This window comes from Microbacterium sp. JZ101, assembly GCF_053903175.1.
This window is the reverse complement of the sequence record NZ_CP096400.1, coordinates 3,510,895-3,536,439: the sequence shown is the minus strand read 5'-3', so window position 1 is coordinate 3,536,439 and position 25,545 is coordinate 3,510,895. Positions and strand designations below refer to the sequence as shown.

Here is a 25,545-nt window from a genome sequence, read left to right as displayed (position 1 = left end):
TTCTCATTTTGGGTTAGGCTCGACCACCGTGTCCTCCTGGCTCCTCGATCCCCTCAGCACGGCGTTCGTCCTTCGCGCCCTGACCGGCGGCGTGCTCGTCGCCCTCATCTGCGGCATCGTCGGCACCTGGGTGGTCATCCGCGGGATGGCCTTCCTCGGCGAGGCGATCGGCCACGGCATGCTCCCGGGCGTCGCGATCGCGACCGTGCTGGGGCTGCCGGTGCTCATCGGGGGCGCGGTGAGCGCCGTCGCGATGAGCGCGGCCATCGGAGCACTGCAGCGGCGGGGGCGGCTGTCGTACGACACGAGCATCGGCCTGCTCTTCGTCGGGATGCTCTCCCTCGGCGTGATCATCGTGTCGCACTCGCGCACCTTCGCCACGGATGCCACCGCCATGCTCTTCGGCGACATCCTCGCGGTCGACCTCGGCGACATCGCGCTCCTCGCCGGCGCGCTCGTCGTCACCGTCGCGGTCGCCGCCCTGTTCCATCGCGCGTTCGTCGCGTCGGCGTTCGACCGCCGCATCGCGCACACCCTCGGCCTGCGCCCCCGTCGCGCGCAGCTCGCGCTGGTCGGGCTCGTGACGCTCGCGGTCGTCTCGTCGTATCAGGCCGTCGGGTCGCTGCTCGTCGTGGGGCTCCTGCTCGCACCGGCGGTCGCCGCGCGGCCCTGGACGACCCGCATCCCCGTCACGATGGCGCTCGCGGGCGCGATCGGCGCGCTCTCGGTGCTCGTGGGCCTCCTCGTGTCGTGGAACGCGGGCACCGCGGCCGGCGCTTCGATCGCGGGCAGCGCCATCCTCCTCGCGGCGCTGTCGGGCGTCGTCCGATCGAGCATCGACCGCATGCGCCGCCGCACGGCGACCCATGGCGCGCAGACCCCGGATGGGCCGAGGCACGCCTCCGCGACCGCGCGCCCGCGCGAACCGCACATCGCCCGAACGGCGGCGATCCGATGACCCGGAAGGAACCCATGACCCGAAACCTCCCCCGCCTCCGACTCTCGATCGCCCTGGGTGCGGGAGCTCTGCTCCTCGCCGGATGCGCCGGAACAGCACCCGCGGCCGAGCCGCCGACGAGCTCGTCACCGGCAGCCGACGGACACGGATCGGTGGCCGGGGCCGCTCAGGTCGACGAGCCGCCGCTTCAGCTCGTCTCGATCGACGAGGAGGGGGCCGTCGGGGTGCTCGACCTGCTCGACGGAACGGCCGTCGAGCTCGGCGAGATCGGCGCTCCGACCGCGGTCGCGACGGATGGCCGCTACGTCTTCGCGACGACCGAGGCCGGGGTCGAGATCGTCGACAGCGGCACGTGGACCTGGGATCACGTCGACCACTTCCACTACTACCGCGCGGAGCCGCGCCTCGTCGGCACGCTCGAGGGGTCGGGCACCGCCGCGGTCTCGACGGGACCGCTCGCGACGGCCGGCGCGACGGGCATCGTCCTCGGCGCCGACGCCGTGCTGCTCGACAACAAGGCGCTCTCGAACGGCGAGATCGTCGAGACGCTGCGTCTCGACGCCGGTTCCGCCGACGGCGTCATCGCGCCGCTCGGTGCGGGCGCGCTCGTGAGCGAGGCCGACGCGGACGGTCGCGTGCAGAGCCTCCGCTTCGTCACGGCAGAGGGCCACCAGGCGCAGGTCGAGACGCCGTGCGTCGACGCCGAGGGCACGATCACGACGCGGGTCGGGCTCGTCGTCGGCTGCGCCGACGGCGCCGTGCTCGCGACGGTCGACCGCGGCGAGCCCGTCTTCGAGCGCATCCCGTACCCCGAGGGGACGACCGCCGAGCGTGCGACCGCGTTCGATGGCCGCAAGGGGCGCCCGACGGTCGCCGCTCTCGCGGGGGAGCGCGGCTTCTGGCTGCTCGACACCCGGGAGCGGGCGTGGCGGCTCGTCGAGACGGAGGCACCGCTTCTGCGTGTCGCGGCGGTCGACGACGCGGACGGTCACGTCGTCGCGCTCGATGCGGAGGGCCGCGTGCGCGTCTACCTCGCCGAGACCGGTGCGGAGATCGGGGCGTCCGAGCCGCTCCTGCCGCAGACACTGGCCGACGCCGACGCGCTCGCGGGCGTCTCGCTCACGGTCGATGCGCAGCGGGCGTACGTGAACGCGCCGCTCGAGGGGGTCGTCCACGAGATCGCCTACGCCGACGGCGCGCGCGTCGCGCGATCGCTCGAGACGCCGACGGCTCCCGCGTTCGTCGCGGAGGTCGGGCGATGAGGCGGATGGCTGCCGGGCTGCTGGCTGCGCTCGCGCTCGCGGTGAGCGGGTGCGCGGCCATCGGCCCCGCGGACGAGACGCCGCGGATCGTCGTGACCACGAACATCCTCGGCGACGTCGTGCAGAGCGTCGTGGGCGACGAGGCGGAGGTGCTCACCCTCATGAAGCGCAACGCCGATCCGCACTCCTTCGAGATCTCGGCACAGGAGGCCGCGTCGCTCGGCGATGCCGACCTCATCGTGTCGAACGGGCTCGGCCTCGAGGAGGGGCTGCAGCAGCACCTCGACCGCGCGGAGGCGGAGGGGGCGCGGATGCTCGCGGCCGGCGACGTCGTCGACGTCCTGCCGTACGCCGAGGGCGGTGCGCCGGACCCGCACTTCTGGACCGACCCTGCGCGGATGGTCGAGGTCGTCGATGCGCTCGAGGCGGCGGTCGCCGACATCCCGGGGATAGATCCCGCCGTCGTCGGAGGCAACGCGGACGCCTATCGGAGCGAGCTCGCGACGCTCGACGAGGAGATGACCGCGGCGTTCGCGGCGATCCCCGAGGAGCGACGTGCCCTCGTGACGAACCACCACGTCTTCGGATACCTCGCCGACCGCTTCGACTTCCGCGTGATCGGCGCGGTCATCCCCGGCGGCACCACCCTCGCGGCGCCGAGCGCCGCCGACCTGCGCGACCTCGCGGGCGCGATCGAGGAGGCGGGGGTTCCGACGATCTTCGCGGAGTCATCGCAGCCCGACCGGCTCGTGCAGGTGCTCGCGAGCGAGGTCGGAATCGAGGTCGACGTCGTCGAGCTCTTCACGGAGTCGCTCACGGAGCCCGGAGAGGGCGCCGACACCTACCTCACCATGACGCGCGCGAACACCGAGCGCATCTCCCAGGGCCTGAGCTGAAGGCCATCCCGGAAAGGAACACGATGACACGACACACACGACGTCTGACGGCGGCGGCCGTGATCACGGGGGTCTCCCTCCTCGCGACCGCGTGCGCGACCACGTCGGGCTCAGGTGCCGCCCCCGACACCGCGAGCGAGGAGCCGGCGGCTCCGGCGGAGGGTCGCGTCGCGGTGGCCTACGAGAACGGCATCGCGGTGCTCGACGGCACCTCGCTCGAGGTGGTGAACACCTTCGAGACCGAGGAGTTCACGCGGCTCAATCCGTTCGGCGACGGACGGACGATCACCGTGACCACGTCGAAGGGGTTCCAGATCCTCGACACGGGAGCGCCCGAGCTCACCGACCTCGTGTTCGAGGCGGCTGCCGCCGGGCACGTCGTCGTGCACGAGGGGAAGACGGTGCTCTACGACGACGCGACGAGCGAGACGACCATCCTCGACACCGACGTGTTCGCTGGTGGCTACGACGCGCTCCCGGAGGGCGAGACGCACCGCTCCGAGGCCGCGCACCACGGCGTCTCGATCGTCCTCGAGGACGGCACGCTGCTCACGACCGTCGGCGACGAGACCGCGCGGTCGGGTGCCGTCGCGCTCCACGCGCACGACGACCACTGGGACGAGCTCGCGTCGAGCGACGAGTGCCCCGGCATCCACGGCGAGGGGACCGCGGCCGGTGAGGCCGTGATCTTCGGCTGCGAGGATGGCGCGCTCCTCTTCCACGACGGCGCGTTCGAGAAGTTCACGGCGCCCGACGAGTACGGGCGGATGGGCAACGCGTACGTCTCGGAGACGAGCCCGATCGTCGTCGGCGACTACAAGAGCGACCCCGACGCCGAGGGCTACCTGCTCAACGCGGTGACGCTCATCGACACCGCCGCGCACACCTACGAGGTCGTGAAGCTGCCAGACGAGGTGCAGTACACGTACCGCGATGTCGTGCGCGGGCCGGAGGATCTCGCGTACATCCTCTCGACCGACGGACAGATCCACGTGCTCGACCCCGAGACGGGCGAGATCGTCGACGCGTTCCCCGTCGTGGAGGCGTGGGAGGGGCCGGCCGAATGGCAGGACCCGCACCCCACGATCAAGGTGAACGGCGACATCGCCTACGTCACCGAGCCCGCGTCGAACGCCGTGCACGCCGTCGACCTGACGACGGGCGAGACCGTCGCGACCGTCGAGCTCGACGCCGCGCCCAACGAGATCGCGGTGGCGCTCGGCTGAGCGGCCCCTTTCCGGTGAGACTAGCCCCCGTCGCCCGGACTAGCGCTCCGGGCGCAGGTATCGGCGACCGGGGCTAGTCTCACCGGCGATCGGGTGCGACACCCCCGGGAGGGCGGCGTCGATTGGCGCCGGCCTCCCGGTTCGGGTATGCTCTTGCAGGTTGAGAGTTCGGCTCTCGCAAGACGGGGCTATAGCTCAGGCGGTTAGAGCGCTTCACTGATAATGAAGAGGTCCCAGGTTCAAGTCCTGGTAGCCCCACTCCGTCTCCTCTCGGGGCCTTAGCTCAGTTGGTAGAGCGCTTGCTTTGCAAGCAAGATGTCAGGAGTTCGAATCTCCTAGGCTCCACACGCAGGAATCGCCCCGGCCACTCGGCCGGGGCGATTCGCGTTTCCGCGTCGGAGCTCACCGGGAGCGCGGCAGCTCGACGGGGCTGCGGGATCGATCGATCGCGACATCACCCGGATCAGCGGGATCGACAAGCAGGTGGACGGTCGACTCTGGGGAGAAGCCGGCGACGAGCGCGCGGTCGATGCGGACGACGAGCTCCGCATCGTGCGAGGATCCGCGGAACGGGAAGCGCACGTGCAGGCGCATCGCCGGGGCCTCCTCGCCGCCGCCCGGGTGCTTCGCCCACGCCGTGACGCTCGCCTCGACCCGGACTCCGCTCACCTGGAGGCGGTCGGCGCGGGACCTCTCCTCGACGACCGGCCGGTAGCTCCGCGCGAGCGCCCGGGCGACCACGACGGCGATCGCGACGATCACGGTGAAGAAGCCGGCGATCGCCAGGATCGCCGGCAGCGGCATCGCGTCTGCGTTCTCCATCCACCGTCAGCGTCGCACGGCGAGGGCGGCCTGCGGTGAACGGACGGGGAACACTCGCTGCCGACGCGCTGCAGGAGAGGGCGCGGCTGACGACCCTTCTCTACCGTGCGAGGGGCGGCGCCGTCGATCCCCTGTCGATGAGCGTCGGCGAGAGGCGGATGTGCCGGGGCTCGGCTTCGGGGTCGTCGAGTCGGGCGAGGATGGCGCGCGCGGTCTCCGCTCCCACGTCGCGGCTGCGATCGTCGATCGTCGTGAACGACAGGTAGCGGCTGTTCGCGAGGGGCGAGTCGTCGTAGCCGACGAGCGACACGTCATGCGGGATGGCGAGACCTCGGTCGCGCAGGGCGGCCGCGGCGCCCAGCGCCATGACGTCGTTCGACGCGAAGATCGCGGTCACGTCCGGATGCGCCTCGAGCAGCTGCCGTGCCGCGCGGTAGCCCCCCTCGTCGCTCGTCTCGTGCTCACCGCCGGTCAGCAGCGGATCGAGCCCGGCTTCGCGCATCACACGGGTGTACGCAGCGCGCCGCAGGGCCGCCGACCCTCCTCCGCCGGTGAGATGCCCGATGCGACGATGGCCGAGCTCGAGGAGATGCCGCGTCGCGATCCGCGCGCCCTCGGTGTCGTCGTTCGCGACCGTGTCCGCGCCGGGGATCGAGCCCGCGCGCCCGCCGACGACGGCGACCGGGACGGGGATGCGCAGGGCCGCCGCGTCCGGCTCGGCGGCGACGACGACGGCCTCGGCATGGGTCGCGATGAAGCCCTCGACCGCGTGCGCGTCTCGGCGGAGGTCGGCCACGCTGACCTGGAAGCCGGCGGGGTCGAGCACATCGCGCATGCCGTCGAGGAGGTCGACGAACCAGAGGTTGCGGAAGTCGTCGATCACGAGGCCGATGTTGCGTGTGCGCACTCCGGCGAGCGCGGTGGCGGCTCGGCTCGGACGGTAGTCGAGTGCGCGGATGGCCTCCTCGACCGCGCGACGCCGCTCCGGGCTGACCTTGGGCGAGCCGCGGAGAACGAGGGAGACGAGCGACTTCGACACGCCTGCGCGCTGGGCGACGTCGTAGATCGTCGGTCGGGACGCGGTCATGAGATTCCCCTTTGACAGGACATTACGTCGTAGTCTACCGTGATCGTTGTACCGCTCCAACGCGCGGTTCATCCCCATCCTCGCACCTGCAATGACGCCGCGGCCGGAAGGCCGGGCGAGACCTCGAAGGAGAGAGCCGATGCCCGAGAGCCTCGGAGTCGCCGTCATCGGAGCCGGCATGGCCGGCCGCGCCCACGCCGCGGCGTACCGTGCGGCGTCCACCGTCTACGTCTCGACGCTTCCGCCCATCCGCCTTGTGTCGATCGGCGACGTGAACGCCGAGTTCGGCGCCCTCGCCGCGCGGCGCTTCGGCTATGAGCGCAGCGACACGTCGTGGCAGGCGATCGCCGAGGCGCCCGACATCGACGTCGTCAGCGTCGTCGTCGCGAACCATCTCCACCGCGAGATCGTCGAAGGGCTCCTCGCCGCCGGCAAGCACGTCCTGTGCGAGAAGCCGCTCAGCGACAGCCTCGACGATGCGGTCGCCATGGCCGACGCCGCGCGCTCGGCGACGAGCATCGCGCGCGTCGGCTTCACCTATCGGCGCTCGCCCGGCATCGCGTATCTCCGTGACCTCGTGCGCAGCGGCGTGCTCGGCCGCGTGCTCCACGTCAGCGGACGCTACTGGACCGACTACGCCGCCGACCCGCACATCCCGATCAGCTGGCGCTTCAAGGGCGCGCAGGGCTCGGGAGCGCTCGCCGACGTGGGCAGCCACCTCGCGTACATCGCCGAGTTCATCGGCGGCGACATCGCGGAGGTGTCGGGTGGGCGCTTCGCCACCGTGATCTCCGAGCGCCCCGAGCCCCTCGGCGCCGTCATCGGCCACGAGCACGGCGCCGTGTCGGACACGTTCGACACGGTCGAGAACGACGACTACGCCGCGTTCTCGTTCGACTTCGCGGATGGCGGAGCAGGGGCGATCGAGGTCTCCCGCGTCGCCTCGGGGCACGCGAACACGCTCGTCCTCGAGGTGTTCTGCGAGAACGGCTCGGCGTCGTTCGACTTCCGCACGCCGTCCGAGATCGGACTCATGCTCAACGAGGGCCCGGTCGCGCAGCGCGGCTTCCGGCGGGTGCTCCTCGGCCCCGAGCATCCGTACCTCAGAGGAGGTCTCGCCATGGACGCGACCGGTGTCGGGTTCGGTCAGAACGAGGGCTTCGTGTACCAGGCGCGGGCGTTCCTCGAGGAGGTCGCCGGCATCGAGGAGGCGGCATCGCTGCCGCGGTGCGCGACGTTCGAGGAGGGAGTCCGCAACATGCGGCTGCTCCAGGCGGTGACGGAGTCTGCCGCGCGACACGGCGCGGCGGTCGCGATCCCGCAGGAGGTGCGCGCATGAGGCTGGGTGTCTACAACGCGATCCTGCACGACCGCGCGCTTCCCGAGGCGCTCGAGGTCGTCGCGTCGCTCGGTCTCACGGGGATCGAGCTGAACGCGGGCGGATTCCTGCCGGCGGTCCACATCCCGTCCCTCGACGACATCCTCGTGTCCGACGCCGCGCGCGACGACTTCCTCGGGCAGTTCGAGGGGACCGGCGTCGAGATCGCCGGCCTCAACTGCAATGGCAACCCGCTGCACGCGAAGGCGGACATCCGCGCGCGCCACGCGGAGGACGTGCGCCGATCCATCCGCCTCGCCGCCCGCCTGGGTCAGACGCGCGTCGTCACGATGTCGGGTCTGCCCGGGTCCGACGAGACGGCGCGATTCCCGAACTGGATCGTGAACGCCTGGAACTCGGCGCACCTCGACGTGCTCGACTACCAGTGGCGGGTCGTCGGCGACTTCTGGCGGGAGATCGACCGACTCGCTGTCGACCACGGCGTCAAGGTCGCGCTCGAGCTGCACCCGCAGAACGTCGTCTTCAACACCCGCGACGTGCATCGTCTCGTCGAGACGACCGGCGCGACGCACATCGGCGTCGAGCTCGACGCGTCGCACCTCTTCTGGCAGCAGATGGACCCCGTCGCGGTCGTGCGAGAGCTGGGCGAGCTCGTCTTCCACGCAGCGGCGAAGGATGTCCGCATCAACCGCGAGACCGCGCAGCTCTACGGCGTGCTCGACAACGGCTTCCGGCGGCTCGACCCGTCCGAGTCGCGCACGGGCCTCGGGGGCGACGAATGGGCGAACGAATGGCCGAAGCCCGCCGCCTGGGACTTCGTCGCGCTCGGCAAGGGGCACGACACGGCGTACTGGACGGAGTTCCTCCGTGCTCTGCACGAGGTCGACCCGGACATGTGGGTCAACATCGAGCACGAGGACGTCGAGCTCGGCCGCGTCGAAGGGCTCCAGGTGGCCGCGGCCGTGCTGCGGGACGCCGATCGAGCTCTGCAGGAGTCGCTCGGGCAGGGGTGAGTTCGCACAGGGCGGTTCTCGAGGCCGGGTCGCGGCGTCTCGACTCGCTCGTTCCTCGCTCGCTCAACGACCGGGGGAGGGATGGCCGATGGCGCCTTGCAGAGGGATGTGTCAGCGGGCGACCGCGTACGCCGCCCGCACACGTGCGAGGCGCTCGTCGAAGGCGGGCGGCAGCGGCGAGGGCAGGTCGTCGAGGGGGAACCACGCCAGGTCGTCCGACTCATCGCTGACCTGGAGGGCGACGGCGTCGCGGTCGACGACGGCCGCGACGCCGACGTCGAGGTGCGATGCGCATCGGCCGAACCGCGAGCTCAGCGGATGGTGGTCCAGATCGACGACCCGGACGTCGCGGAGGAGACCGCGGGACACGCCCGTCTCCTCCTCGAGCTCGCGTGCGGCGGCCTGCGCGAGCGACGTGTCCCCGGCCTCCAGGTGGCCGCCCGGCTGCACCCAGAACCTCCCCTTGCCGTGGAGGCAGAGGAGGATCTGCTCGCCGGTCGAGTCGAAGACGAACAGGCTCGCCGTGAGGTGCGCGGGCGGTCCCTCGCGGTCGAGCGCGGCCGCGCCGTGCGCCTCGAGAGCCGCGACGAAGTCGTCGTGCGCGGGGACCGACGGCCCCACCAGGGCGACGGCCTCGCGCGCGGACGCGAGCAGGGACGAGCGCGGGTCGATCACGGCTTCGAGCCTGTCACAGGCCGGGGACCGGAGCGAGGATCCGAGTGGCCGACAGTCGTCGGTGAAATCACCATGCACAGACATGAAACGAATCAGGGAGCAGATCGGCAAGACACTGACCGGTACCACTGTGCACATTGCCGCCCGATTTTGCCCGATCGGCCCATGAGGCGGATACTCATGTCGCGCGCTTCCCCGCGCACCGAGACCATGAGCATCCTCCGCACCCCGCACAGCGCCCTCGAGAGCGTCACGGTGGTCGGCCCCGGCCGACTCGGCCGGAGCATCGCCCGTGCCCTCCGGGCGGCCGGCGTCGTCGTGCACGGCCCGGTCGGGCGCGGCGAGGAGATCCCCGACGCGCCGGTCGTGCTGCTGTGCGTTCCGGACGGCGAGATCGCTGCCGCTGCGCACGCCGCGACGGCGGCGGGGCGGATGATCGGCCACACCTCCGGCGCGGTGCCGATCCACGATGTCGACTTCGGCCTCCACCCCCTGCAGACGTTCACCGGCGATGACGACCCGGCCGTGTTCCGCGGTGTCGCGTGCGCGGTCGCGGCGCGCTCGGACGAGGCGCTCGAGACCGCGACGGGCATCGCGCTCCTGCTCGGCGCACGCGCGTTCCCTCTCGATGAGGCCCACCGGGCGGCCTACCACGCAGCCGCGTCGGTCGCGGCGAACTTCCTCGTGACCATCGCCGATGCCGCGGAGCGGATCGCCGAGACCGCGGGCATCCCGGCCAAGGAGGCGCGCCTGCTCCTCGCGCCGCTCGTGCGGCGCACCGTCGAGAACTGGGCGTCGGGAGGACCCGCGACAGCCCTGACGGGCCCGATCGCCCGCGGGGACGAGGAGACGGTCGAGCGCCAGCGCGCCGCGATCTCGGCCGGCCGTCCCGAGCTCGTCCCGCTCTTCGACGAGCTGTGCGAGGCGACCCGCGCGCTCGCACGCAGGAAGGAGCACACGACATGAGGATCGTGCGCACCGTGTCCGACATGCGCGCCGCCGTGCGCACCGCGCGAGCCGAGGGCGCCTCGATCGGCCTCGTGCCCACGATGGGGGCCTTCCACGAGGGACACCTCTCGCTCATGCGCCGTGCGCGGGAGGCGTCCGACGTCGTGGTCGTGTCGCTCTTCGTCAACCCGACGCAGTTCGGGGCGAACGAGGACCTCGGCTCCTATCCGCGCGACGAGGCCAGGGATGCCGCGCTCGCCGAGGAGGCGAGAGCGGACATCCTCTTCGCGCCGCCCGTCTCCGAGATGTATCCCGACGGCTTCGCCACGACCATCCATGTGTCCGGCATCACCGACGTGCTGTGCGGCGCACACCGCGGCCCGCACCACTTCGACGGCGTCGCCACCGTCGTCGCCAAGCTGCTCTCGATCGTGACCCCTGACGTCGCCTTCTTCGGACAGAAGGACGCGCAGCAGGTGCTCGTCGTGCGCCGGCTCGTCCGCGACCTCGACCTGCCCGTGCGGATCGAGGCGTGCCCGATCGTCCGCGAGCCGGACGGCCTCGCGATGAGCTCGCGCAACGTCTACCTCGATGCCGCAGCGCGGGCGCAGGCGACCGCTCTGAACCGGGCGCTGACCGCGGCGGAGGATCTCGCGGCGCGGGGCGAGCGGGATGGCGCGGTGCTGCTCGCGGCCGCTCGATCCGTCCTCGCGGAGGTCGGCATCGAGCCCGAGTACCTCGAGCTGCGCGACGCCGAGCACCTCCGTCCTCTCGTCCGCGTCGATCGGGACGCGCTGCTCGCGGTCGCGGCCAGGGTCGGCGCCGCACGCCTCATCGACAACCGCATCCTCAAGGGAGAATCCTGATGCGCCGCATCATGCTCAAGTCGAAGATCCATCGCGCCACCATCACGGGAAGCGACCTCAACTACGTCGGCTCGATCACGATCGACCCCGATCTGCTCGAGGCGGCGGACATCCTCGAGCACGAGCAGGTGCACGTGCTCGACGTCGACAACGGCGCGCGCTTCGAGACGTACACGATCGCGGGGGAGCGGGGCTCGGGGGTCATGCAGGTCAACGGCGCTGCCGCCCGGCTCGTGCACGCGGGCGACACGATCATCGTCGTCTCCTACGCCGAGTACGACGAGAAGGACCTCGAGACGTACGAGCCCGTCGTCGTGCACGTCGACCGGGGCAACGGCATCATCCAGGTCGATGACGCGGTCGACCGTCTCCTGACGGCGCGCGCATGAGCACGCGGCCGGCGGCCCGCCCGCGCGTCGCGCCGGCCGACCTCGCCGCGCGCAAGGCCGCAGGCGAGCGCATCGCGATGGTGACCGCCTACGACCATCCCAGTGCGCAGGTCGCCGAGGCGGCGGGCGTCGACGTCGTGCTCGTGGGCGACTCGGCCGCGATGACGGTGCTCGGATACGACAGCACCGTGCCCGTCACCGTCGACGAGATGATCATGCTCACGGCCGCGGTCCGCAGGGGTCTGCAGAGCCCTCTGCTCGTCGCGGACCTGCCGTTCGGCTCGTACGAGGCCTCCGACGAGATCGCCGTCGCGACCGCGCAGCGCTTCGTGAAGGAGACGGGATGCGACGCGGTCAAGATCGAGCGCGGCGGCACGTCGGTCGATCGCGCGCGCGCCATCGTCCGCGCGGGCATTCCCGTCATGGGGCACGTCGGCCTCACGCCGCAGACGGCGACCGCCCTCGGCGGATACCGCGCGCAGGGGCGGACCGCCGACGACGCACTCGCGGTGTGCGAGAGCGCACTCGCGCTGCAGGAGGCCGGGTGCTTCGCGATCGTCTTCGAGGCGATCCCGAGCGACGTCACAGACGCCCTGATGCCCCGGATGAACGTCCCCGTGATCGGCATCGGAGCGGGCCCCGCCACCGACGGCCAGGTGCTCGTATTCCATGACCTTCTCGGCATATACGGGGGTCGTGCGGCGCGTTTCGTCAAGCGGTACGCCGAGCTGCGGGGGGACATGATCGCCGGCGTCGAGCGCTATGTCACGGAAGTCCGCGCGGGACAGTACCCCGCGACCGAGCACGGCTACTCCATGCCCGAAGAGGAATCTGCCCGTCTGAGGGAGCTGCTCGACGCGCTCTGACCCGCCGACTTGCGCGGCCGCGGCTCCCTGCTACTCTGATCCGGTCCACACGGGAGTCCCAGCAGGGGCTGAGAACGAGCTGACGCTGCTCGCGACCGTCGAACCTGTTCGGGTCATGCCGGCGTAGGAAGTAGGAGCAGCTCTTTTGCGCACCCTGGAAGCGACGCATTCGCTCGCATATCTGCACGACGACGAGCACGGGATCCGGGTGCCGGTCACCCGCATCGCGCTCACGGACTCGCCGAAGGGCGAGCGGAACGAGCCGTTCACGGCCTATCGGACGTCGGGCCCGGGCAGCGACCCGGTGCGGGGACTGCCGCCGCTGCGGGCCGACTGGATCGCCGCACGCGGCGACGTCGAGGAGTACGACGGGCGCCCGCGCGACCTTCACGACGACGGCCGAGCGGCCGCGCGGCGCGGCGCCGCCTCCGCGGAGTGGCGGGGAGAGTCCGCCCGCCCGCGCCGCGCACGTCCCGGCCGGCGCGTGACGCAGATGCACTACGCGCGGCAGGGCGTCATCACGCCCGAGATGCGCTTCGTCGCGCTGCGCGAGGGGTGCGACGTCGAGCTCGTCCGCTCGGAGCTCGCGGCGGGGCGCGCGATCATCCCGAGCAACATCAACCACCCCGAGAGCGAGCCCATGATCATCGGGCGGGCGTTCCTCGTCAAGATCAACGCGAACATCGGGAACTCGGCCGTCACGAGCTCGATCGCCGAGGAGGTCGAGAAGCTCCAGTGGGCGACGACGTGGGGCGCTGACACGGTCATGGACCTCTCCACGGGCGACGACATCCACACGACCCGCGAGTGGATCATCCGCAACGCGCCCGTGCCGATCGGGACGGTCCCGATCTACCAGGCGCTCGAGAAGGTCGACGGGCAGGCGCATCGCCTCACCTGGGAGATCTTCCGCGACACCGTGATCGAGCAGTGCGAGCAGGGCGTCGACTACATGACGATCCACGCGGGCGTGCTGCTGCGCTACGTGCCGCTCACGGCAGAGCGGGTGACGGGCATCGTCTCGCGCGGCGGCTCGATCATGGCGGGCTGGTGCCTCGCCCACCATCGCGAGAACTTCCTCTACACGCACTTCGACGAGCTGTGCGAGATCTTCGCGCAGTACGACGTCGCGTTCTCGCTCGGCGACGGCCTGCGCCCCGGCTCGACGGCCGACGCCAACGACGCGGCGCAGTTCGCCGAGCTCGACACGCTCGCCGAGCTCACGCACCGGGCGTGGGAGCACGACGTGCAGGTCATGGTGGAGGGGCCCGGGCACGTGCCGCTGCACCTGGTCCGGGAGAACGTCGAGCGCCAGCAGGAGCTCTGCTCGGGGGCGCCCTTCTACACGCTCGGCCCCCTCGTCACCGACGTCGCCCCGGGGTACGACCACATCACCTCGGCGATCGGCGCGACCGAGATCGCACGGTGGGGCACCGCGATGCTCTGCTACGTCACGCCCAAGGAGCACCTGGGGCTGCCCAACCGCGACGACGTGAAGACGGGCGTCATCACGTACAAGATCGCGGCGCACGCGGCCGACCTCGCGAAGGGCCATCCGGGGGCGCGGGATCGGGATGACGCGCTGTCGAAGGCGCGCTTCGAGTTCCGCTGGCGCGATCAGTTCGCCCTCTCGCTCGACCCCGACACGGCCGAGGCCTTCCACGACGAGACGCTCCCGGCCGAGCCGGCCAAGACGGCGCACTTCTGCTCGATGTGCGGCCCGAAGTTCTGCTCGATGCGGATCTCCCAGGACATCCGCGACCGCTTCGGCGGCGCCGAGGAGCAGGAGGCGATCGCGGCCATGCGCCGGAAGTCCGAGGAGTTCGTCGCCGCCGGCGCGTCCGTCTACCTCGACGAGCCCCGTGTCCGGAGCTGACAGCAGGGTCGACGTCGCCGTCATCGGCGCAGGGGTCGTCGGCACGGCGATCGCCGTCGCGTGTGCGCGCGCGGGGCGCTCGGTGCGACTCATCGACCCCCGCCCGGGAGACGGCGCGACGTATGCCGCGGCCGGAATGCTGAGCCCCGCGGGCGAGCTCCAGCACACCGAGCGCGCTGCCGTGGCGCTCCACCGCGCCGCGGCGGCCGCATACCCCGACTTCGTCGCATCGCTGCCCGGCGGCGCTGCGGCGTGCGGGTACGAGGCCGCCCCGACGCTTCTCGTCGGGGTCGACGACGCCGACCGCCGTCGGATCGTCGAGCTCGTGGACGCGGCGCCCGCGGTGCAGGCGGAGCGACGGAGCGTCCGAGAAGCGCGGGCCGCCGAGCCTCTGCTCGCGCCCGGACTCTCGTGCGCGTACGCGGCGGACGGCGACCATCGCGTCGATCCGCGTGCCCTCGTCCGCGCGCTTCGGGGCGCGCTCGCGCCATCCGCTCTCCGTCCGCTCGCGGCGAGGCGCCTGCTGCGCGGGCGGGGCGGTGCTGTGCACGGTGTCGAGCTCTCCGACGGGACAGCGATCGCCGCGGCCGAGGTGGTCGTCGCGAACGCGCTCGGCGCGGCGGACCTGGGCGCGACGCCGCCCGGCGTGCTGCGCCCGGTGCACGGAGACATCCTCCGCCTCCACGCCGCGGGCCTCCCGCGCCTCGCGCACACGGTCCGCTCCCTCGTCCGCGGGCGTGCCGTCTACCTCGTGCCGCGCGTCGACGGCGGGCTGGTCGTGGGCGCGACCGAGCGCGAGGACGCCGACGACGCGGTCTCCGCGGGGGGCGTGTCGGCGCTGCTGCGCGATGCGGCCGAGGTGATGTCGCTCGTCGACGAGTACCGCTTCGTCGAGGCGACCGCCCGCGCCCGTCCGGCGACCCCCGATCATCTGCCCCTCGTCGGGCGGACTGCCCCGGGCCTCGTCGTCGCGACGGGAACGCATCGCAACGGCGTGCTGCTCGCCCCGCTCATCGCAGACCTCTGCCGCCGCATCGTCGACGACGTCGCCCCGCCGCGCGGCGTCGAGGCCGACCTGCTCGACCCTGGGCGGTTCGCCCCCACCCGCCTCCAACCCGGGCGCGACGCCGCGCCCCGTGACCGTGAAGGAGTCCTCGCATGATCGAGATCGATGTCAACGGAAGTGCTCTGCGGCTGCCCGAGGGGGCGGCGGTGTCGACGGTCGTCTCGGCGCTCACGGGCCGCGCGGTGACGCCCGAGGGCACGGCCGAGGACGGCGCGCCCCTCGGCGTCGCGGTCGCGGTCGACGCGGTCCTCGTGCCGCGCGCCCGCTGGGGGTCGCATCGGCTCGGCCCGGGCGCGCGGGTCGAGGTGCTCACCGCGGCGCAGGGCGGCTGACGTGGAGCCGCTCGTCATCGACGGCGTCGCCCTGTCGTCGCGGCTCATCGTCGGCACGGGCGGTGCGCCGAGCCTCGAGGTGCTCGACGAGGCTCTGCGGGCGTCGGGCACCGAGCTCACGACGGTCGCCGTGCGGCGATACGGAAGCGGAGCGGGCGGCCTCTACGCCCTGCTGCGCGAGCGCGGCATCCGCCTCCTCCCCAACACCGCGGGCTGCCGCACGGCGCACGACGCGGTGCTCACGGCCGAGCTCGCGCGCGAGGCGTTCGGCACGAGCTGGATCAAGCTCGAGGTCGTCGCCGACGACACGACGCTCCTGCCCGACCCGGTCGAGCTGCTCGACGCCGCGGAGCGGCTCGTCGCGGAGGGCTTCACGGTCTTCGCGTACACGAACGACGACCCCGTCACGGCGCTGCGGCTCGAGCAGCTCGGGGTCGCGGCTGTCATGCCCCTCGGCGCGCCGATCGGGACGGGCCTCGGCATCCTCAACCCCCACAACATCGAGCTCATCGTGTCGCGCGCATCGGTTCCCGTCGTGCTCGACGCGGGCCTCGGCACGGCGTCGGAGGCGGCGCTCGCGATGGAGCTCGGCTGCGACGCGGTGCTCCTGGCGACCGCGGTGACCCGCGCGCACGACCCCGTGCGGATGGCCGCCGCGTTCCGCCATGCCGTCGAGGCGGGCCATCTCGCCGCGCACGCGGGGCGCATCCCCCGGCGGCGGCATGCCCGCGCATCGTCGGAGACCGAGGGGATGGCGGTCCTGTGACGGCGCTCGTGGCGCCCGGTCCGGTGCTCTCCGACGAGGAGCGGGAGCGGTACGGCCGGCAGCTCATCCTGCCCGGCATGGGCGATGCCGCGCAGCGCCGCCTCCGTGCGGCGCGCGTGCTCGTCGTGGGCGCGGGCGGCCTCGGCTCGCCCGTGCTGCTGGCGCTCGCCGCGGCGGGGGTGGGCGTGCTCGGCGTGGTCGACGACGACGCCGTCGAGCTCGGCAACCTGCAGCGCCAGGTCATCCACCGGGTCGCGGACATCGGACGACCGAAGACGGCCTCCGCACGCGACGCCATCACGGCGCGGAACCCCGGGATCGAGGTGCGCGCGCACGCCCTGCGTCTGGATGCGCGGAGTGCGGCCGGCGTTCTCGCGGACTACGACCTCGTCGTCGACGGCTCGGACAACTTCGCCACGCGGTACCTCGTCGACGACACGGCGGCGGCGCTCGGCCTTCCCCTCGTCTGGGGGTCGGTCCTCCGGTGGGAGGGCCAGGTCGGGGTCGTCTGGGCCGAGCGCGGCATGCGCTACCGCGACCTCTACCCGGATGCGCCGGGAGCGGCGCTCGACTGCGCGACGGCGGGCGTGTTCGGCCCGCTGTGCGCGCTCGTCGGCGCCCAGATGGCGGCCGAGGCGATCAAGCTCATCACGGGAGCAGGACGCCCCCTCCTCGGCCGCGTCGTCGTCGTGGACGCACTCGGCGCCGGATGGCGCGAGGTCGCTTTCGCGGCGGATGGCCCGGCGCAGGCCCCAGCGGATGGCCCGGCGCAAGCCCCGGCGGATGGCGCGGTGCCGATCGTCTCGGCCGCCGAGCTCCGCGCTGCCCTGGCCGGTGGCGCCGCGCCTCTCGTCGTGGACGTGCGCGCCCCATCCGAGCCCGGGGCCATCCCGCATGCCGTCCGCTGGACGCTCGACGAGATCGAGGCGGGGGAGGAGCCGCCCGAAGCCGTGCGGCGTGCGCTCGTCGAGCGGCGCGAGGTCGTCGTGCACTGCGCCCTCGGGGTGCGGTCGCGCCGCGCGGCCGAGGTGCTCCGCGGGCGCCCGGAGTGGCGCGCTCATCCGCTCCGCTCGCTCGCGGGCGGGATCTCGGCGTGGCACGCGCTCGAGCAGACCGCGGCGCCGACGTGCGCCGCGGCGCCGTGACGCTATTCGGGAAAACCCGAAAGAACGTCTCCGGCTGACTCTGGGGCGCCCGCGCGAGGGCCGCCCTAGCTTGGAGGCATGACCACACAGCTCGCCTCCGCTTCGACCGCGAGGACGTCGCGCCCGCTCCGGGTGGCCGGGGCGATCGCCCATCTCGCGGCGCTCGGCTTCCTGGGCGCCTTCGCGTTCACCGCTCTCTTCGGGCTGCTCGGCTTCGGCCTCGGCACCCTCCCGCTCCTCGGCTTCGGGCTCCTGCTGCTCGTCGCCTTCGTCTACGTCCTCTTCGCCGTCGCCTGGCTCGAGACCGCGCGTGTCGACGGGCTGTACGGCTTCGGCCTGCCCGCGCTCGCATGGCGCCCCCGCGTCGGCCCCGGCTTCGGCGGCTGGCTCCGCACGCTCCTGCGTCAGGCGGTCGACCCGCGCATGTGGCGGGCGATCGCCAACCTCGCGATCGCGACGGTCTTCGGCGTGATCGTCATGGGGCTCTTCCGCCTGCTCATCTGGTCCATCGCGATCTGCTTCGCTCCTCTCTCGGGCGCGGACACGGTGCGCGGCGCGTTCGGCCTCGAGTTCGCCGCCGCGTGGGCGCCGCTCGCCGGCATCCTGGGCGTCATCGTGACCGCTGCCGGGATCGTCGGGCTCGCGCTCCTGCACGGCGTGCTGAGCCGCGCGATCGTCGTGCCGTCGCAGGAGGAGCAGCTCGCCGCGCAGGCCCGCACCTCCGACGCGCAGCGAGCGGGGGCCGTGCGCGCCTCCGAGGTGGAGCGGACGCGCATCGAGCGCGATCTCCACGACGGCGTGCAGCCCCGTCTCGTCTCCGTCGGGATGACCCTCGGCCTCGCCCAGCAGAAGATCGACAGCGACCCCGATGCCGCCCGCTCGCTGATCGAGGAGGCGCACACCTCGACGAAGGCGGCCATCACCGAGCTCCGCCAGCTCGCGCGCGGCATCCACGCGTCCGTGCTCGACGACCGCGGCCTCGACGCGGCCCTGTCCGCGCTCGCCGGGCGCTCGCACATCCCCGTGCATCTCGACGTGCGGATGGACGGCCGGTGCAGCCGGGAGGCCGAGGCGGCGGTCTACTTCGCGATCGCGGAGTCGCTCACGAACGCCGCGAAGCACTCGCGTGCCGCGGAATGCCGGGTGATCGTGCGCCGCCGCGACGACGGCGTGCTCTGGGCCCGCGTCGAGGACAACGGCATCGGCGGGGCACGCGTGCTCCCCGGCGGCGGCCTCGACGGCATCTCGAACCGCATCCTGTCGGCGGGCGGCACCGTCCGCCTCGACAGCCCGAACGGCGGACCGACCGCCCTGGAGGTGAGCGTGCCATGCGCATCCTGATCTGCGAGGACTCGGTCCTCCTGCGCGAGGGCCTCGTGCGCCTCCTCGAGGACGCCGGCCACGAGATCGTCGCGGCCCTTCCCGACGCGAGCGACCTGCTGGCGACCGTGGAGGCATCCGCCCCGGATCTCTGCATCCTCGACGTGCGCCTTCCCCCGACCTTCACCGACGAGGGGATCCGCGCGGCGATCGAGGTGCGGGCGGCTCATCGCGAGCTCCCCGTCCTCGTCCTCTCGCAGTACGTCGAGGAGCGCTACGCGAGCGAGCTGATCACGGCGCAGGGCGGCGCGATCGGCTACCTCCTCAAGGACCGGGTGGCCGACGTCGCGGAGTTCGTCGAGTCGGTCGACCGCATCGCGCAGGGCGCGACCGTGCTCGACCCCGAGGTCGTCGCGCAGCTGCTCAGCCGGCGCACCCGCGACGAGCGGATGACGCGGCTCACGGAGCGCGAGCGCATGACGCTCGCTCTCATCGCGGAGGGCAAGTCGAACCAGGCGATCGCCGGCGTGCTCTTCGTCTCGGAGGCGAGCGTCGAGAAGTACGTCACCTCCATCTTCCAGAAGCTCGGCCTCGAGCCGGACGAGTCGGGCAACCGCCGCGTTCTCGCAGCTCTCGCCCACATCGAGAACACGGGCGGAACGCCCCAGACAGGAGCGACACGATGAGCACCCCCACCACCCCGCCGGCCTTCGATGCGTCGGCGTACGATCCCGCGGCCGTGCCCCCGCGCCCGGCCCCTCCCACCCCTCCCGCATCGGGCGGCAAGGTCGTCGCGCTCGTCGTCGCGGTGATCGGCGGCGTGGCGCTGCTGGGCACCGCCATCGGCTCGGGCGTCGCCGCGGCGCGCGGCGCGTTCTCGGTCGACGAGACCCTCACGGCGGCGGCCGCCGGCGTGACCTCCCTCGACATCGACGCCTCCGGGGCCTCCTTCGCGATCGCCTACGGCGACGTCGACGAGGCCGTGCTCGAGGTGACGAACGCGGATGACGGATGGCGCGTCTCGCGCGACGGCGGCGAGCTGTCGGTCGACCGCCGCGACGGGTTCTTCCGCGGCTGGTGGTTCGGCGGCGACTGGTTCGGCGGCGACTGGTTCGACGACGAGCAGACCGTCGTGCTGACGCTGCCGGAGCGCCTGAAGGGCGCGGGCCTCGATGTCGACCTCTCGCTCTCGGGCGGCAGCCTCACGGCCGAGGGCGACTTCGGCGAGGTCGACGCCGAGGTCGGGGCGGGGTACCTGAGCCTCGACGGCTCGGTCGCGTCGCTCGAGGTCGATCTGAGCGCGGGCCAGGCCGACCTCGCGCTCGCCGACGTCGCGGAGGCCGGCTTCACGGTCGCTGCGGGTCGTCTCGACGCCGAGCTCACGGGCGACGCGCCCGCCGAGGTGACGGTCGACGTGAGCGCGGGCTCGCTCGACCTCGTGCTCCCCGACGAGACCTACGCCGTGCGCTCCGACGTCTCGGCAGGCGACTTCGACAACCGCCTCGACGTCGAGAGCTCGTCGCCGCGGGAGATCTCGGTGCAGGTCGCGGCAGGGGATGCGACCCTCCGACCGGGTGGCGCCTCCGCGCGCTGACGGGCTGCCGCACCGCGAGCCGGCCCCGGGTTCCGCCCGGGGCCGGCTCGCTGCGCGTTCGGTCGCTGCGCGATGCCCCGGGCCCGGTCGTTGAGCGAGCGGAGCGAGTCGAAACGCGGGGGCGTTCGGAGGCTGGGTTGCGGCATTTCGTCTCGGTCGCTGCGCTCCCTCGCTCAATGTCCGGAGGGGGAGTCCGGATCGTCTCGGTCGCTGCGCTCCCTCGCTCAATGTCCGGAGGGAGGCTCCGGATCGTCTCGGTCGCTGCTCATTGTCCGGAGGGAGATTCCGGATCGTCTCGGTCGCTGCGGGATGCCCCGGGTCCGGTCGTTGAGCGAGCGGAGCGAGTCGAAACGGGGTGAGGTTCCGAAAGACGTGCAGAGCGGACATCCCGGATCGTTCGGCGAACGGTGAACCTCGTGGCACAGGATGGAGGGCATGGCTCAGGATCGTCGTCGGCGCGTGATGGAGAGCGTCCGCAGGGCGCTGTGGAGCGACGCGTCGAAGGCCGCCCCCACCGAGCTGCTCACGGTCGTCGACGACGCGATGGCCGTGCGGATCATCGACCTCGCGATGCGGGTGGCCGAGGTCATGCTGTCGGTCGGCGCGTCGGCGAAGGAGGTCGTGCTCGCGGCCCTGCGCATCACCCGCGCCTACGGGCTCAAGAGCGTGCACGTCGACGTGACCTACAACTCCGTGACGGTGTCGGATCACCGCGGAGGCGACGACCTGCCGATCACCCTCATGCAGGTCGTGCGGTCGGCCGTTCCCGATCACGCGAAGCTCCAGCGCCTCCAGGCGCTCGTGACCGAGATCGAGGAGGGCCTCGAGCTCGGCGAGGCGCGGGCGCGGTTCCGCCAGATCCGCCGCACGCCGTTCCTCTATCAGCCCGGCGTCGTGATCACGGTGCAGGCGCTCCTCGCGGTCGGCGTCGGCGTGATGTTCGGCGCGTCGTGGATCGCGCTGGCCGTGACCTTCCTCGCCGCGCTGGGCGTCGCCGGCTCCCAGGCGGGGCTCGCGAAGCTGCGCGTGCCCATGTTCTTCAGCCAGGTGGTCGGCGCGTTCACGCTCGTCGCCGTCACGGTCGTCGTCGCGCTCCTGTCGCGCCTCGGCGTCGAGCCGTTCACCGACGTCCGCTCGACGATCGTCGTCTCCTCGGGCATCGTGCTCATGCTCGCGGGTCTCGCCGTCGTCGGCGCCGCGCAGGACGCGATCGACGGATTCGCGCTCACCGCGGGAGGGCGCATCCTCGAGCTCACCCTGCAGACCCTCGGCGTCGTGCTCGGCATCGTGGTCGGGCTGCAGCTCGCGAGCGCGCTCGGCGTCGGCCTGCAGCTGCCGAGCGAGGCGCTGCCGCTCGGGCCGTTCGCGGGTCAGATCGTCGGCGCGGTGATCGTGGCGATCACCGTCGCGGTCATGAACGGCGCCGGCCTCCGCATCGTCGTCGTGAGCGTCCTGCTCGCGACGATCGCCTGGACCGGCTACGCGGTGCCCTCGGCGGCCGGACTCGACGCCGCCGGAGCGAGCTTCGCGGGGGCGTTCGCCGCGAGCCTCGTCGGCGCGCTCATCGCCCAGCGCCTCCACGTGCCATCCGTCGCCGTGACGACGGCCGCGATCGTCCCCCTCGTTCCGGGCTCCGCCGTGTTCCGGGGTCTTCTCGGGATGGTCGAGGCCGGCGACGACACCGCGCGGCTCATCGTCGCGACGCAGGCGCTCGTGACCGCCGGCATGATCGGCATCGCGCTCGCCGCGGGCGCGACCCTCGGCCTGTTCATCGGCTCCCCGCTGCGTGCGACCCTGGACGGCGTGCGGATGAGGGTGCGGACGACCGCGCGCCCCCGCGCCGCCGCCGGCACCGGCAAGCTCGTGCCGGTCCCGCCGCGCGGCGAGGCCGACGGCGCCGCGATCCGGGATCAGTAGGCTGACGTCATGGACCTGAGAGTCGCCGCCTACGCCGTCATCGTCGACGAGGCCGAGCGCGTGCTGCTCTCGCGCTGGATCGAGGGGTCGAAGCCCGCCTGGACGATGCCGGGCGGCGGGATGGACCCCGGCGAGCATCCCGCTCAGACCTGCCGACGCGAGGTGCGCGAGGAGACGGGCTACGAGGTCGAGCTCGGGGACGTCATCGGGATCGACTCGGTCGTCATCCCCGCCCGCAAGCGGCTCGCGGGGACCGGCGACATGCAGGCGCTGCGGATCGTCTACCGGGCGACGATCACGGGCGGGTCCCTCGCCTACGAGCTCGACGGGTCGACCGACATGGCCGAGTGGATCCCGCTCAGCCGCGTGCGGTCGATCGAGCGGGTCTCGTTCGTCGACACCGCCCTGCGGATGGCCGGACTCCTGTGACGAAGGGAACGCACGTGAACGGTCGGATCCTGCTCGTGAACGGGCCGAATCTCAACCTCCTCGGCACGCGCGAGCCCGAGATCTACGGCTCGGACACGCTCGACGACGTCGTGGCGCTCGTCGAGCGGACGGCCGCGGATCTCGGGTTCGAGGTGCGGGCCATCCAGAGCAACCACGAGGGCGCGCTCGTCGACGCGATCCACGAGGCGCGGGGCGACTGCGACGCGGTGGTGATCAACCCCGGCGCGCTCACCCACACGTCGGTCGCGCTGCGCGACGCCCTCACCGGCGTGCACCTGCCCTTCGCGGAGGTGCACATCTCGAACGTGCACGCGCGCGAGCCGTTCCGCCACCACTCGTACCTGTCGGATGTCGCCAGCTGCGTGATCGTCGGAGCGGGCGTGCAGGGCTACGCCTTCGCGGTGCAGCGCCTCGCGGCTCTGCTCGCTCCCGCGCGCTGACCGCGGCCTACTCGAACGGGGCCGCGAGGCCGAGACCCTCGCAGAAGTCCTCCGTGGATGCATACTGCTCGTTGGGCAGCACGGCGAGCCGGCGATCCTGCATCATGCACACGGTGGGGTTCACGACCCGCACCATCTCGACGTCGCCGTCGGTCGGCACCGCGTTGTAGCCCGCCATGCAGAACTCGAGGGCCTGCGCGACCCGATCCTCGAGAGCGAGCGTGCGGTCGCGATCGCGGTCGTCGTCGACGAATGACGTCGTGCCGTGCGGCGCAGACAGGTCGGCCGTCGTGTAGCAGTCGAAGCTCACGTTGAGGTCGTCGGGCTTCGCCATCTCGACGAGGATGGCGCCCGCGGTGGTGACGGCGACGACGAGCGCGGTCGTGGCCGCGGTGAACGTCAGCCGCGAGCGACGCCGTGCGCGGTTCCGGGCGATCTCGGCGAAGATCTTGCGGCGCATCGACGCGACCTGGTCGTCGGTCGGGGGGTGCAGTCTCATGATCCCTGCTCACGGAAGGCGCCGCGGAGGGAGCTGCGCAGCTCGGCCCTGGCGCGCGACAGGCGGTTCCGCACCGTCCCGTCGGTGACGCCGAGCGCGTGCGCCGCCTGCCGGTAGGTCATCCCCCGGTCGAGGCAGAGGTGGACCAGCTCCTGGTCCCGCGGCGAGAGTCGGCCGATCGCCTCGGCGATCGTCAGGGAGAGCTCGGCCTGCAGGGCGCGGCTCTCGGGCGACGCCGTCGGATCGGCGACGTCGTGCTCTCCGGCATCGAGGTGCGCGTGATCCTTCGCGCGCTTCCGCAGATGCGCGTACGACAGGTTGCGGCACGTGACCATGAGCCAGGGGAGGGCGGATCCGTCGGCGGTGCGGATCCTCGCGGCCTTCTTGAACGCGACCACGAAGACCTCCTGCGTCACGTCCTCGACGTCGCGCGGTGAGATGCCGAGGCTCAGCGCGAAGCGGAAGACCGTGCGCACGTGGCGCTCGTAGATCGTGGCGAACGCCGTGTGGTCTCCGCGTGCGACCGCGTCGAGCAGCGCCTCGTCGGCCTGCGACGGCACGGCTGCCACGTCGTGTTCCACTGCGTTCACACCCTGTAATGCTCCGGTGTCCCGAATCGTCTCACACTTCGTCCGCGGCGTGTCCCCCATTCGGAGGACACAACGCCTTGACACCGCCCGCGCGGCGTGCGAGATTCCGGGGACGGGGTTCGTCGATCGGGGCTCCGGATAGAGGAGTCGGCATGGGCGCCATGAGGAAGCGAATCGGAGCGGTGCTCGCCTGCATCGCGGCTGTCGGGGCGAGTGCGATCGCGGCGGCGCCCGCGACGGCATCGGCCGAGCAGGACTGCGGCGTCTTCGTCGACACCGGCGAAACCATCTGCGTGCCGCGCGGGGAGGACCTCCACGCCGCCGTCCTCGAGCAGACCGGCCAGGTCGTCGTCGACGCGGCCGTGCCATCCGCCCGCTCGTCGAGTGCCGACGGGATCGAGGCGGGCGTCGCGGCGACGTACCTGCTCGCGCGCCTGTACGACGGCACGTCGTACAGCGGCTCGTACTGGGACCTCTACGGATCGAGCTCGTGCGTGTCGGGGCAGTGGATGGGCAACGCCAACATCTCGTTCCAGGACCGCGCCTCGTCGATGCGCGGCTACTCGAACTGCAAGGTGAAGGTCTACGAGCACACGAACTACGGCGGGGCGTCGTACGGCTACTACTCGTACTCGAGCTCGATCAGCAGCACGATGAACAACAAGGCGTCCTCGGTCCGCGTCTCGGGATAGCGGTCAGCGGATGGCCTCGATCGGGTCCGTGATGTCGGCGACGGTCGCGCCGTAGGCGGCGATCAGGGCGTCCGCGTCGACGAACAGCGTATAGCCGTGGGCTCCCGCGCCCATCGAGACGCGCTTGCCGACCATCCGCTCGTCCGCGTAGACGGGCCAGTCCCGCGTGGATCCGAGCGGGACGATCGTGCCGCGCTCGTACCCCGTCGCCTCGAGAGCGAGGGGCGGCTCGGGCAGGCGCAGCCTGTTCACGCCGACCACGGCGCGCAGCTTCGACCACGAGATCGAGCGATCGCCGGGCACGAGCGCGAAGTAGAACCGGTCGCCCTTGCCCTTCACGACGAGGGTCTTGACGATGTCGGAGGGCGCGATGCCGCGGAGCGCGGCGGCCTCCTCGAGAGACGCGGCGCGCGGAGACGCCTGCACGTCTATGTCGAGTCCGCGCTCCGCGGCGGCCGCGCGGACGCGCTCGAGCCCATCCTGCGTCGTCGTGCCGTCGGCCATCCGCTCT

Annotated in this window: 28 protein-coding genes, 2 tRNA genes and 1 riboswitch; of the genes, 24 read left to right on the top strand and 6 right to left on the bottom strand. The window is 72.3% G+C overall.

From position 1 onward, the window contains the following. Nucleotides 1-28 precede the first annotated feature (28 nt). From aztB to M1D56_RS16220, 6 genes are all read left to right on the top strand, one after another. Nucleotides 29-958 (top strand): zinc ABC transporter permease AztB, encoded by a 930-nt coding sequence (gene aztB, locus M1D56_RS16245; RefSeq protein ID WP_456284228.1) that lies wholly within the window; start codon nucleotides 29-31, stop codon nucleotides 956-958. Nucleotides 959-972: 14 nt separating this feature from the next. Next, nucleotides 973-2,220 carry an ABC transporter gene (locus M1D56_RS16240; protein WP_456284227.1) on the top strand — a complete coding sequence of 416 codons (1,248 nt, stop codon included), beginning with the start codon at nucleotides 973-975 and terminating at the stop codon, nucleotides 2,218-2,220. Then, complete coding sequence (aztC, locus tag M1D56_RS16235; protein ID WP_456284226.1) at nucleotides 2,217-3,116, top strand: zinc ABC transporter substrate-binding protein AztC; 900 nt, start codon at nucleotides 2,217-2,219, stop codon at nucleotides 3,114-3,116. Before M1D56_RS16240 ends, aztC begins: the two co-directional genes overlap by 4 nt. Before the next feature lie 23 nt (nucleotides 3,117-3,139). Continuing rightward, nucleotides 3,140-4,342, top strand: coding sequence for a zinc metallochaperone AztD (gene aztD, locus M1D56_RS16230; protein ID WP_456284225.1), 1,203 nt, complete (start codon nucleotides 3,140-3,142; stop codon nucleotides 4,340-4,342). A gap of 184 nt (nucleotides 4,343-4,526) precedes the next feature. Further along, a tRNA-Ile gene (locus tag M1D56_RS16225) sits at nucleotides 4,527-4,600 on the top strand. 14 nt (nucleotides 4,601-4,614) lie between these two features. Continuing rightward, a tRNA-Ala gene (locus M1D56_RS16220) sits at nucleotides 4,615-4,687 on the top strand. A 57-nt stretch (nucleotides 4,688-4,744) separates the two neighbouring features. Here the strand turns inward: M1D56_RS16220 and M1D56_RS16215 are convergent. Continuing rightward, a complete protein-coding gene (locus tag M1D56_RS16215) occupies nucleotides 4,745-5,164 on the bottom strand; it encodes a hypothetical protein (RefSeq protein ID WP_456284224.1) in 420 nt (139 codons plus the stop codon). Between the two features lie 100 nt (nucleotides 5,165-5,264). Further along, nucleotides 5,265-6,251, bottom strand: a complete 987-nt coding sequence (locus M1D56_RS16210; protein ID WP_456284223.1) for a LacI family DNA-binding transcriptional regulator — start codon at nucleotides 6,249-6,251, stop codon at nucleotides 5,265-5,267. Nucleotides 6,252-6,390: 139 nt separating this feature from the next. Here M1D56_RS16210 and M1D56_RS16205 point away from each other — a divergent pair, with 139 nt between their 5' ends. Next, nucleotides 6,391-7,590, top strand: a complete 1,200-nt coding sequence (locus M1D56_RS16205) for a Gfo/Idh/MocA family protein (protein ID WP_456284222.1) — start codon at nucleotides 6,391-6,393, stop codon at nucleotides 7,588-7,590. Next, complete coding sequence (locus M1D56_RS16200) at nucleotides 7,587-8,603, top strand: sugar phosphate isomerase/epimerase family protein (protein ID WP_456284221.1); 1,017 nt, start codon at nucleotides 7,587-7,589, stop codon at nucleotides 8,601-8,603. The genes M1D56_RS16205 and M1D56_RS16200 overlap by 4 nt, the downstream gene beginning before the upstream one ends. Nucleotides 8,604-8,714: 111 nt before the next feature. On the opposite strand, the gene M1D56_RS16195 is transcribed toward M1D56_RS16200, so the two are convergent. After that, nucleotides 8,715-9,278 carry an NUDIX hydrolase gene (locus M1D56_RS16195; RefSeq protein WP_456284220.1) on the bottom strand — a complete coding sequence of 188 codons (564 nt, stop codon included), beginning with the start codon at nucleotides 9,276-9,278 and terminating at the stop codon, nucleotides 8,715-8,717. A 180-nt stretch (nucleotides 9,279-9,458) separates the two neighbouring features. On the opposite strand from M1D56_RS16195, the gene M1D56_RS16190 reads away from it, so the two are divergent. The 15 genes from M1D56_RS16190 (at nucleotide 9,459) to aroQ (ending at nucleotide 23,253) form a co-directional block, all read left to right on the top strand. Then, nucleotides 9,459-10,244 (top strand): DUF2520 domain-containing protein, encoded by a 786-nt coding sequence (locus M1D56_RS16190; protein ID WP_456284219.1) that lies wholly within the window; start codon nucleotides 9,459-9,461, stop codon nucleotides 10,242-10,244. Continuing rightward, nucleotides 10,241-11,092, top strand: coding sequence for a pantoate--beta-alanine ligase (panC, locus tag M1D56_RS16185; RefSeq protein WP_456284218.1), 852 nt, complete (start codon nucleotides 10,241-10,243; stop codon nucleotides 11,090-11,092). Before M1D56_RS16190 ends, panC begins: the two co-directional genes overlap by 4 nt. After that, nucleotides 11,092-11,481, top strand: a complete 390-nt coding sequence (gene panD, locus M1D56_RS16180; protein WP_271172509.1) for an aspartate 1-decarboxylase — start codon at nucleotides 11,092-11,094, stop codon at nucleotides 11,479-11,481. The genes panC and panD overlap by 1 nt, the downstream gene beginning before the upstream one ends. Next, a complete protein-coding gene (panB, locus tag M1D56_RS16175; protein WP_456284217.1) occupies nucleotides 11,478-12,347 on the top strand; it encodes a 3-methyl-2-oxobutanoate hydroxymethyltransferase in 870 nt (289 codons plus the stop codon). Before panD ends, panB begins: the two co-directional genes overlap by 4 nt. A gap of 39 nt (nucleotides 12,348-12,386) precedes the next feature. Then, nucleotides 12,387-12,494: riboswitch (TPP riboswitch) on the top strand. Beyond that, entirely contained in the window at nucleotides 12,493-14,223 is a 1,731-nt protein-coding gene (gene thiC, locus M1D56_RS16170; protein WP_456284216.1) for a phosphomethylpyrimidine synthase ThiC, read from the top strand. It overlaps the preceding riboswitch by 2 nt. Beyond that, a complete protein-coding gene (locus M1D56_RS16165; RefSeq protein ID WP_456284215.1) occupies nucleotides 14,210-15,385 on the top strand; it encodes an FAD-dependent oxidoreductase in 1,176 nt (391 codons plus the stop codon). The genes thiC and M1D56_RS16165 overlap by 14 nt, the downstream gene beginning before the upstream one ends. After that, nucleotides 15,382-15,621 (top strand): sulfur carrier protein ThiS, encoded by a 240-nt coding sequence (thiS, locus tag M1D56_RS16160; protein WP_271172505.1) that lies wholly within the window; start codon nucleotides 15,382-15,384, stop codon nucleotides 15,619-15,621. Before M1D56_RS16165 ends, thiS begins: the two co-directional genes overlap by 4 nt. A gap of 1 nt (nucleotide 15,622) precedes the next feature. Then, the gene (locus M1D56_RS16155) at nucleotides 15,623-16,387 is read left to right on the top strand and encodes a thiazole synthase (RefSeq protein ID WP_271172504.1); all 765 of its coding nucleotides are present in this window, start codon (nucleotides 15,623-15,625) and stop codon (nucleotides 16,385-16,387) included. Next, the gene (locus M1D56_RS16150; RefSeq protein ID WP_456284214.1) at nucleotides 16,384-17,532 is read left to right on the top strand and encodes a ThiF family adenylyltransferase; all 1,149 of its coding nucleotides are present in this window, start codon (nucleotides 16,384-16,386) and stop codon (nucleotides 17,530-17,532) included. The genes M1D56_RS16155 and M1D56_RS16150 overlap by 4 nt, the downstream gene beginning before the upstream one ends. Before the next feature lie 78 nt (nucleotides 17,533-17,610). After that, nucleotides 17,611-18,873 (top strand): histidine kinase, encoded by a 1,263-nt coding sequence (locus M1D56_RS16145; protein WP_456284213.1) that lies wholly within the window; start codon nucleotides 17,611-17,613, stop codon nucleotides 18,871-18,873. After that, nucleotides 18,861-19,538: a response regulator transcription factor gene (locus tag M1D56_RS16140; RefSeq protein ID WP_421074856.1), complete on the top strand. Its 678-nt coding sequence runs from the start codon at nucleotides 18,861-18,863 to the stop codon at nucleotides 19,536-19,538. The genes M1D56_RS16145 and M1D56_RS16140 overlap by 13 nt, the downstream gene beginning before the upstream one ends. Then, complete coding sequence (locus M1D56_RS16135) at nucleotides 19,535-20,446, top strand: hypothetical protein (RefSeq protein ID WP_456284212.1); 912 nt, start codon at nucleotides 19,535-19,537, stop codon at nucleotides 20,444-20,446. Before M1D56_RS16140 ends, M1D56_RS16135 begins: the two co-directional genes overlap by 4 nt. 435 nt (nucleotides 20,447-20,881) lie before the next feature. Next, the gene (locus tag M1D56_RS16130; protein WP_456284211.1) at nucleotides 20,882-22,363 is read left to right on the top strand and encodes a threonine/serine ThrE exporter family protein; all 1,482 of its coding nucleotides are present in this window, start codon (nucleotides 20,882-20,884) and stop codon (nucleotides 22,361-22,363) included. A 9-nt stretch (nucleotides 22,364-22,372) separates the two neighbouring features. Next, nucleotides 22,373-22,792 (top strand): NUDIX hydrolase, encoded by a 420-nt coding sequence (locus M1D56_RS16125; protein WP_271172498.1) that lies wholly within the window; start codon nucleotides 22,373-22,375, stop codon nucleotides 22,790-22,792. Nucleotides 22,793-22,806: 14 nt separating this feature from the next. Next, entirely contained in the window at nucleotides 22,807-23,253 is a 447-nt protein-coding gene (gene aroQ, locus M1D56_RS16120) for a type II 3-dehydroquinate dehydratase (protein ID WP_271172497.1), read from the top strand. 7 nt (nucleotides 23,254-23,260) lie between these two features. Here aroQ and M1D56_RS16115 read toward each other — a convergent pair whose 3' ends face one another. After that, complete coding sequence (locus M1D56_RS16115) at nucleotides 23,261-23,752, bottom strand: hypothetical protein (protein WP_421074858.1); 492 nt, start codon at nucleotides 23,750-23,752, stop codon at nucleotides 23,261-23,263. Then, nucleotides 23,749-24,342, bottom strand: coding sequence for an RNA polymerase sigma factor (locus M1D56_RS16110; protein ID WP_421074859.1), 594 nt, complete (start codon nucleotides 24,340-24,342; stop codon nucleotides 23,749-23,751). The genes M1D56_RS16115 and M1D56_RS16110 overlap by 4 nt, the downstream gene beginning before the upstream one ends. A 161-nt stretch (nucleotides 24,343-24,503) precedes the next feature. Between M1D56_RS16110 and M1D56_RS16105 the strand changes: the two genes are divergently transcribed. Continuing rightward, a complete protein-coding gene (locus tag M1D56_RS16105) occupies nucleotides 24,504-25,034 on the top strand; it encodes a hypothetical protein (protein ID WP_456284210.1) in 531 nt (176 codons plus the stop codon). A 3-nt stretch (nucleotides 25,035-25,037) separates the two neighbouring features. Here the strand turns inward: M1D56_RS16105 and M1D56_RS16100 are convergent, their stop codons facing one another. After that, nucleotides 25,038-25,538 (bottom strand): aminoacyl-tRNA deacylase, encoded by a 501-nt coding sequence (locus M1D56_RS16100; RefSeq protein WP_456284209.1) that lies wholly within the window; start codon nucleotides 25,536-25,538, stop codon nucleotides 25,038-25,040. Nucleotides 25,539-25,545 lie beyond the last annotated feature (7 nt).

What these genes read in the sequence shown, in the direction of transcription:
- M1D56_RS16240 (WP_456284227.1), top strand. Translation starts at nt 973, where the DNA reads ATGACCCGAAACCTCCCCCGCCTCCGACTCTCGATCGCCCTGGGTGCG.
- aztC (WP_456284226.1), top strand. Translation starts at nt 2,217, where the DNA reads ATGAGGCGGATGGCTGCCGGGCTGCTGGCTGCGCTCGCGCTCGCGGTG.
- aztD (WP_456284225.1), top strand. Translation starts at nt 3,140, where the DNA reads ATGACACGACACACACGACGTCTGACGGCGGCGGCCGTGATCACGGGG.
- M1D56_RS16215 (WP_456284224.1), bottom strand. Translation starts at nt 5,164, where the DNA reads ATGGAGAACGCAGACGCGATGCCGCTGCCGGCGATCCTGGCGATCGCC.
- M1D56_RS16210 (WP_456284223.1), bottom strand. Translation starts at nt 6,251, where the DNA reads ATGACCGCGTCCCGACCGACGATCTACGACGTCGCCCAGCGCGCAGGC.
- M1D56_RS16205 (WP_456284222.1), top strand. Translation starts at nt 6,391, where the DNA reads ATGCCCGAGAGCCTCGGAGTCGCCGTCATCGGAGCCGGCATGGCCGGC.
- M1D56_RS16200 (WP_456284221.1), top strand. Translation starts at nt 7,587, where the DNA reads ATGAGGCTGGGTGTCTACAACGCGATCCTGCACGACCGCGCGCTTCCC.
- M1D56_RS16190 (WP_456284219.1), top strand. Translation starts at nt 9,459, where the DNA reads ATGTCGCGCGCTTCCCCGCGCACCGAGACCATGAGCATCCTCCGCACC.
- panC (WP_456284218.1), top strand. Translation starts at nt 10,241, where the DNA reads ATGAGGATCGTGCGCACCGTGTCCGACATGCGCGCCGCCGTGCGCACC.
- panD (WP_271172509.1), top strand. Translation starts at nt 11,092, where the DNA reads ATGCGCCGCATCATGCTCAAGTCGAAGATCCATCGCGCCACCATCACG.
- panB (WP_456284217.1), top strand. Translation starts at nt 11,478, where the DNA reads ATGAGCACGCGGCCGGCGGCCCGCCCGCGCGTCGCGCCGGCCGACCTC.
- thiS (WP_271172505.1), top strand. Translation starts at nt 15,382, where the DNA reads ATGATCGAGATCGATGTCAACGGAAGTGCTCTGCGGCTGCCCGAGGGG.
- M1D56_RS16145 (WP_456284213.1), top strand. Translation starts at nt 17,611, where the DNA reads ATGACCACACAGCTCGCCTCCGCTTCGACCGCGAGGACGTCGCGCCCG.
- M1D56_RS16140 (WP_421074856.1), top strand. Translation starts at nt 18,861, where the DNA reads ATGCGCATCCTGATCTGCGAGGACTCGGTCCTCCTGCGCGAGGGCCTC.
- M1D56_RS16135 (WP_456284212.1), top strand. Translation starts at nt 19,535, where the DNA reads ATGAGCACCCCCACCACCCCGCCGGCCTTCGATGCGTCGGCGTACGAT.
- M1D56_RS16130 (WP_456284211.1), top strand. Translation starts at nt 20,882, where the DNA reads ATGGCTCAGGATCGTCGTCGGCGCGTGATGGAGAGCGTCCGCAGGGCG.
- M1D56_RS16125 (WP_271172498.1), top strand. Translation starts at nt 22,373, where the DNA reads ATGGACCTGAGAGTCGCCGCCTACGCCGTCATCGTCGACGAGGCCGAG.
- M1D56_RS16115 (WP_421074858.1), bottom strand. Translation starts at nt 23,752, where the DNA reads ATGAGACTGCACCCCCCGACCGACGACCAGGTCGCGTCGATGCGCCGC.
- M1D56_RS16105 (WP_456284210.1), top strand. Translation starts at nt 24,504, where the DNA reads ATGAGGAAGCGAATCGGAGCGGTGCTCGCCTGCATCGCGGCTGTCGGG.
- M1D56_RS16100 (WP_456284209.1), bottom strand. Translation starts at nt 25,538, where the DNA reads ATGGCCGACGGCACGACGACGCAGGATGGGCTCGAGCGCGTCCGCGCG.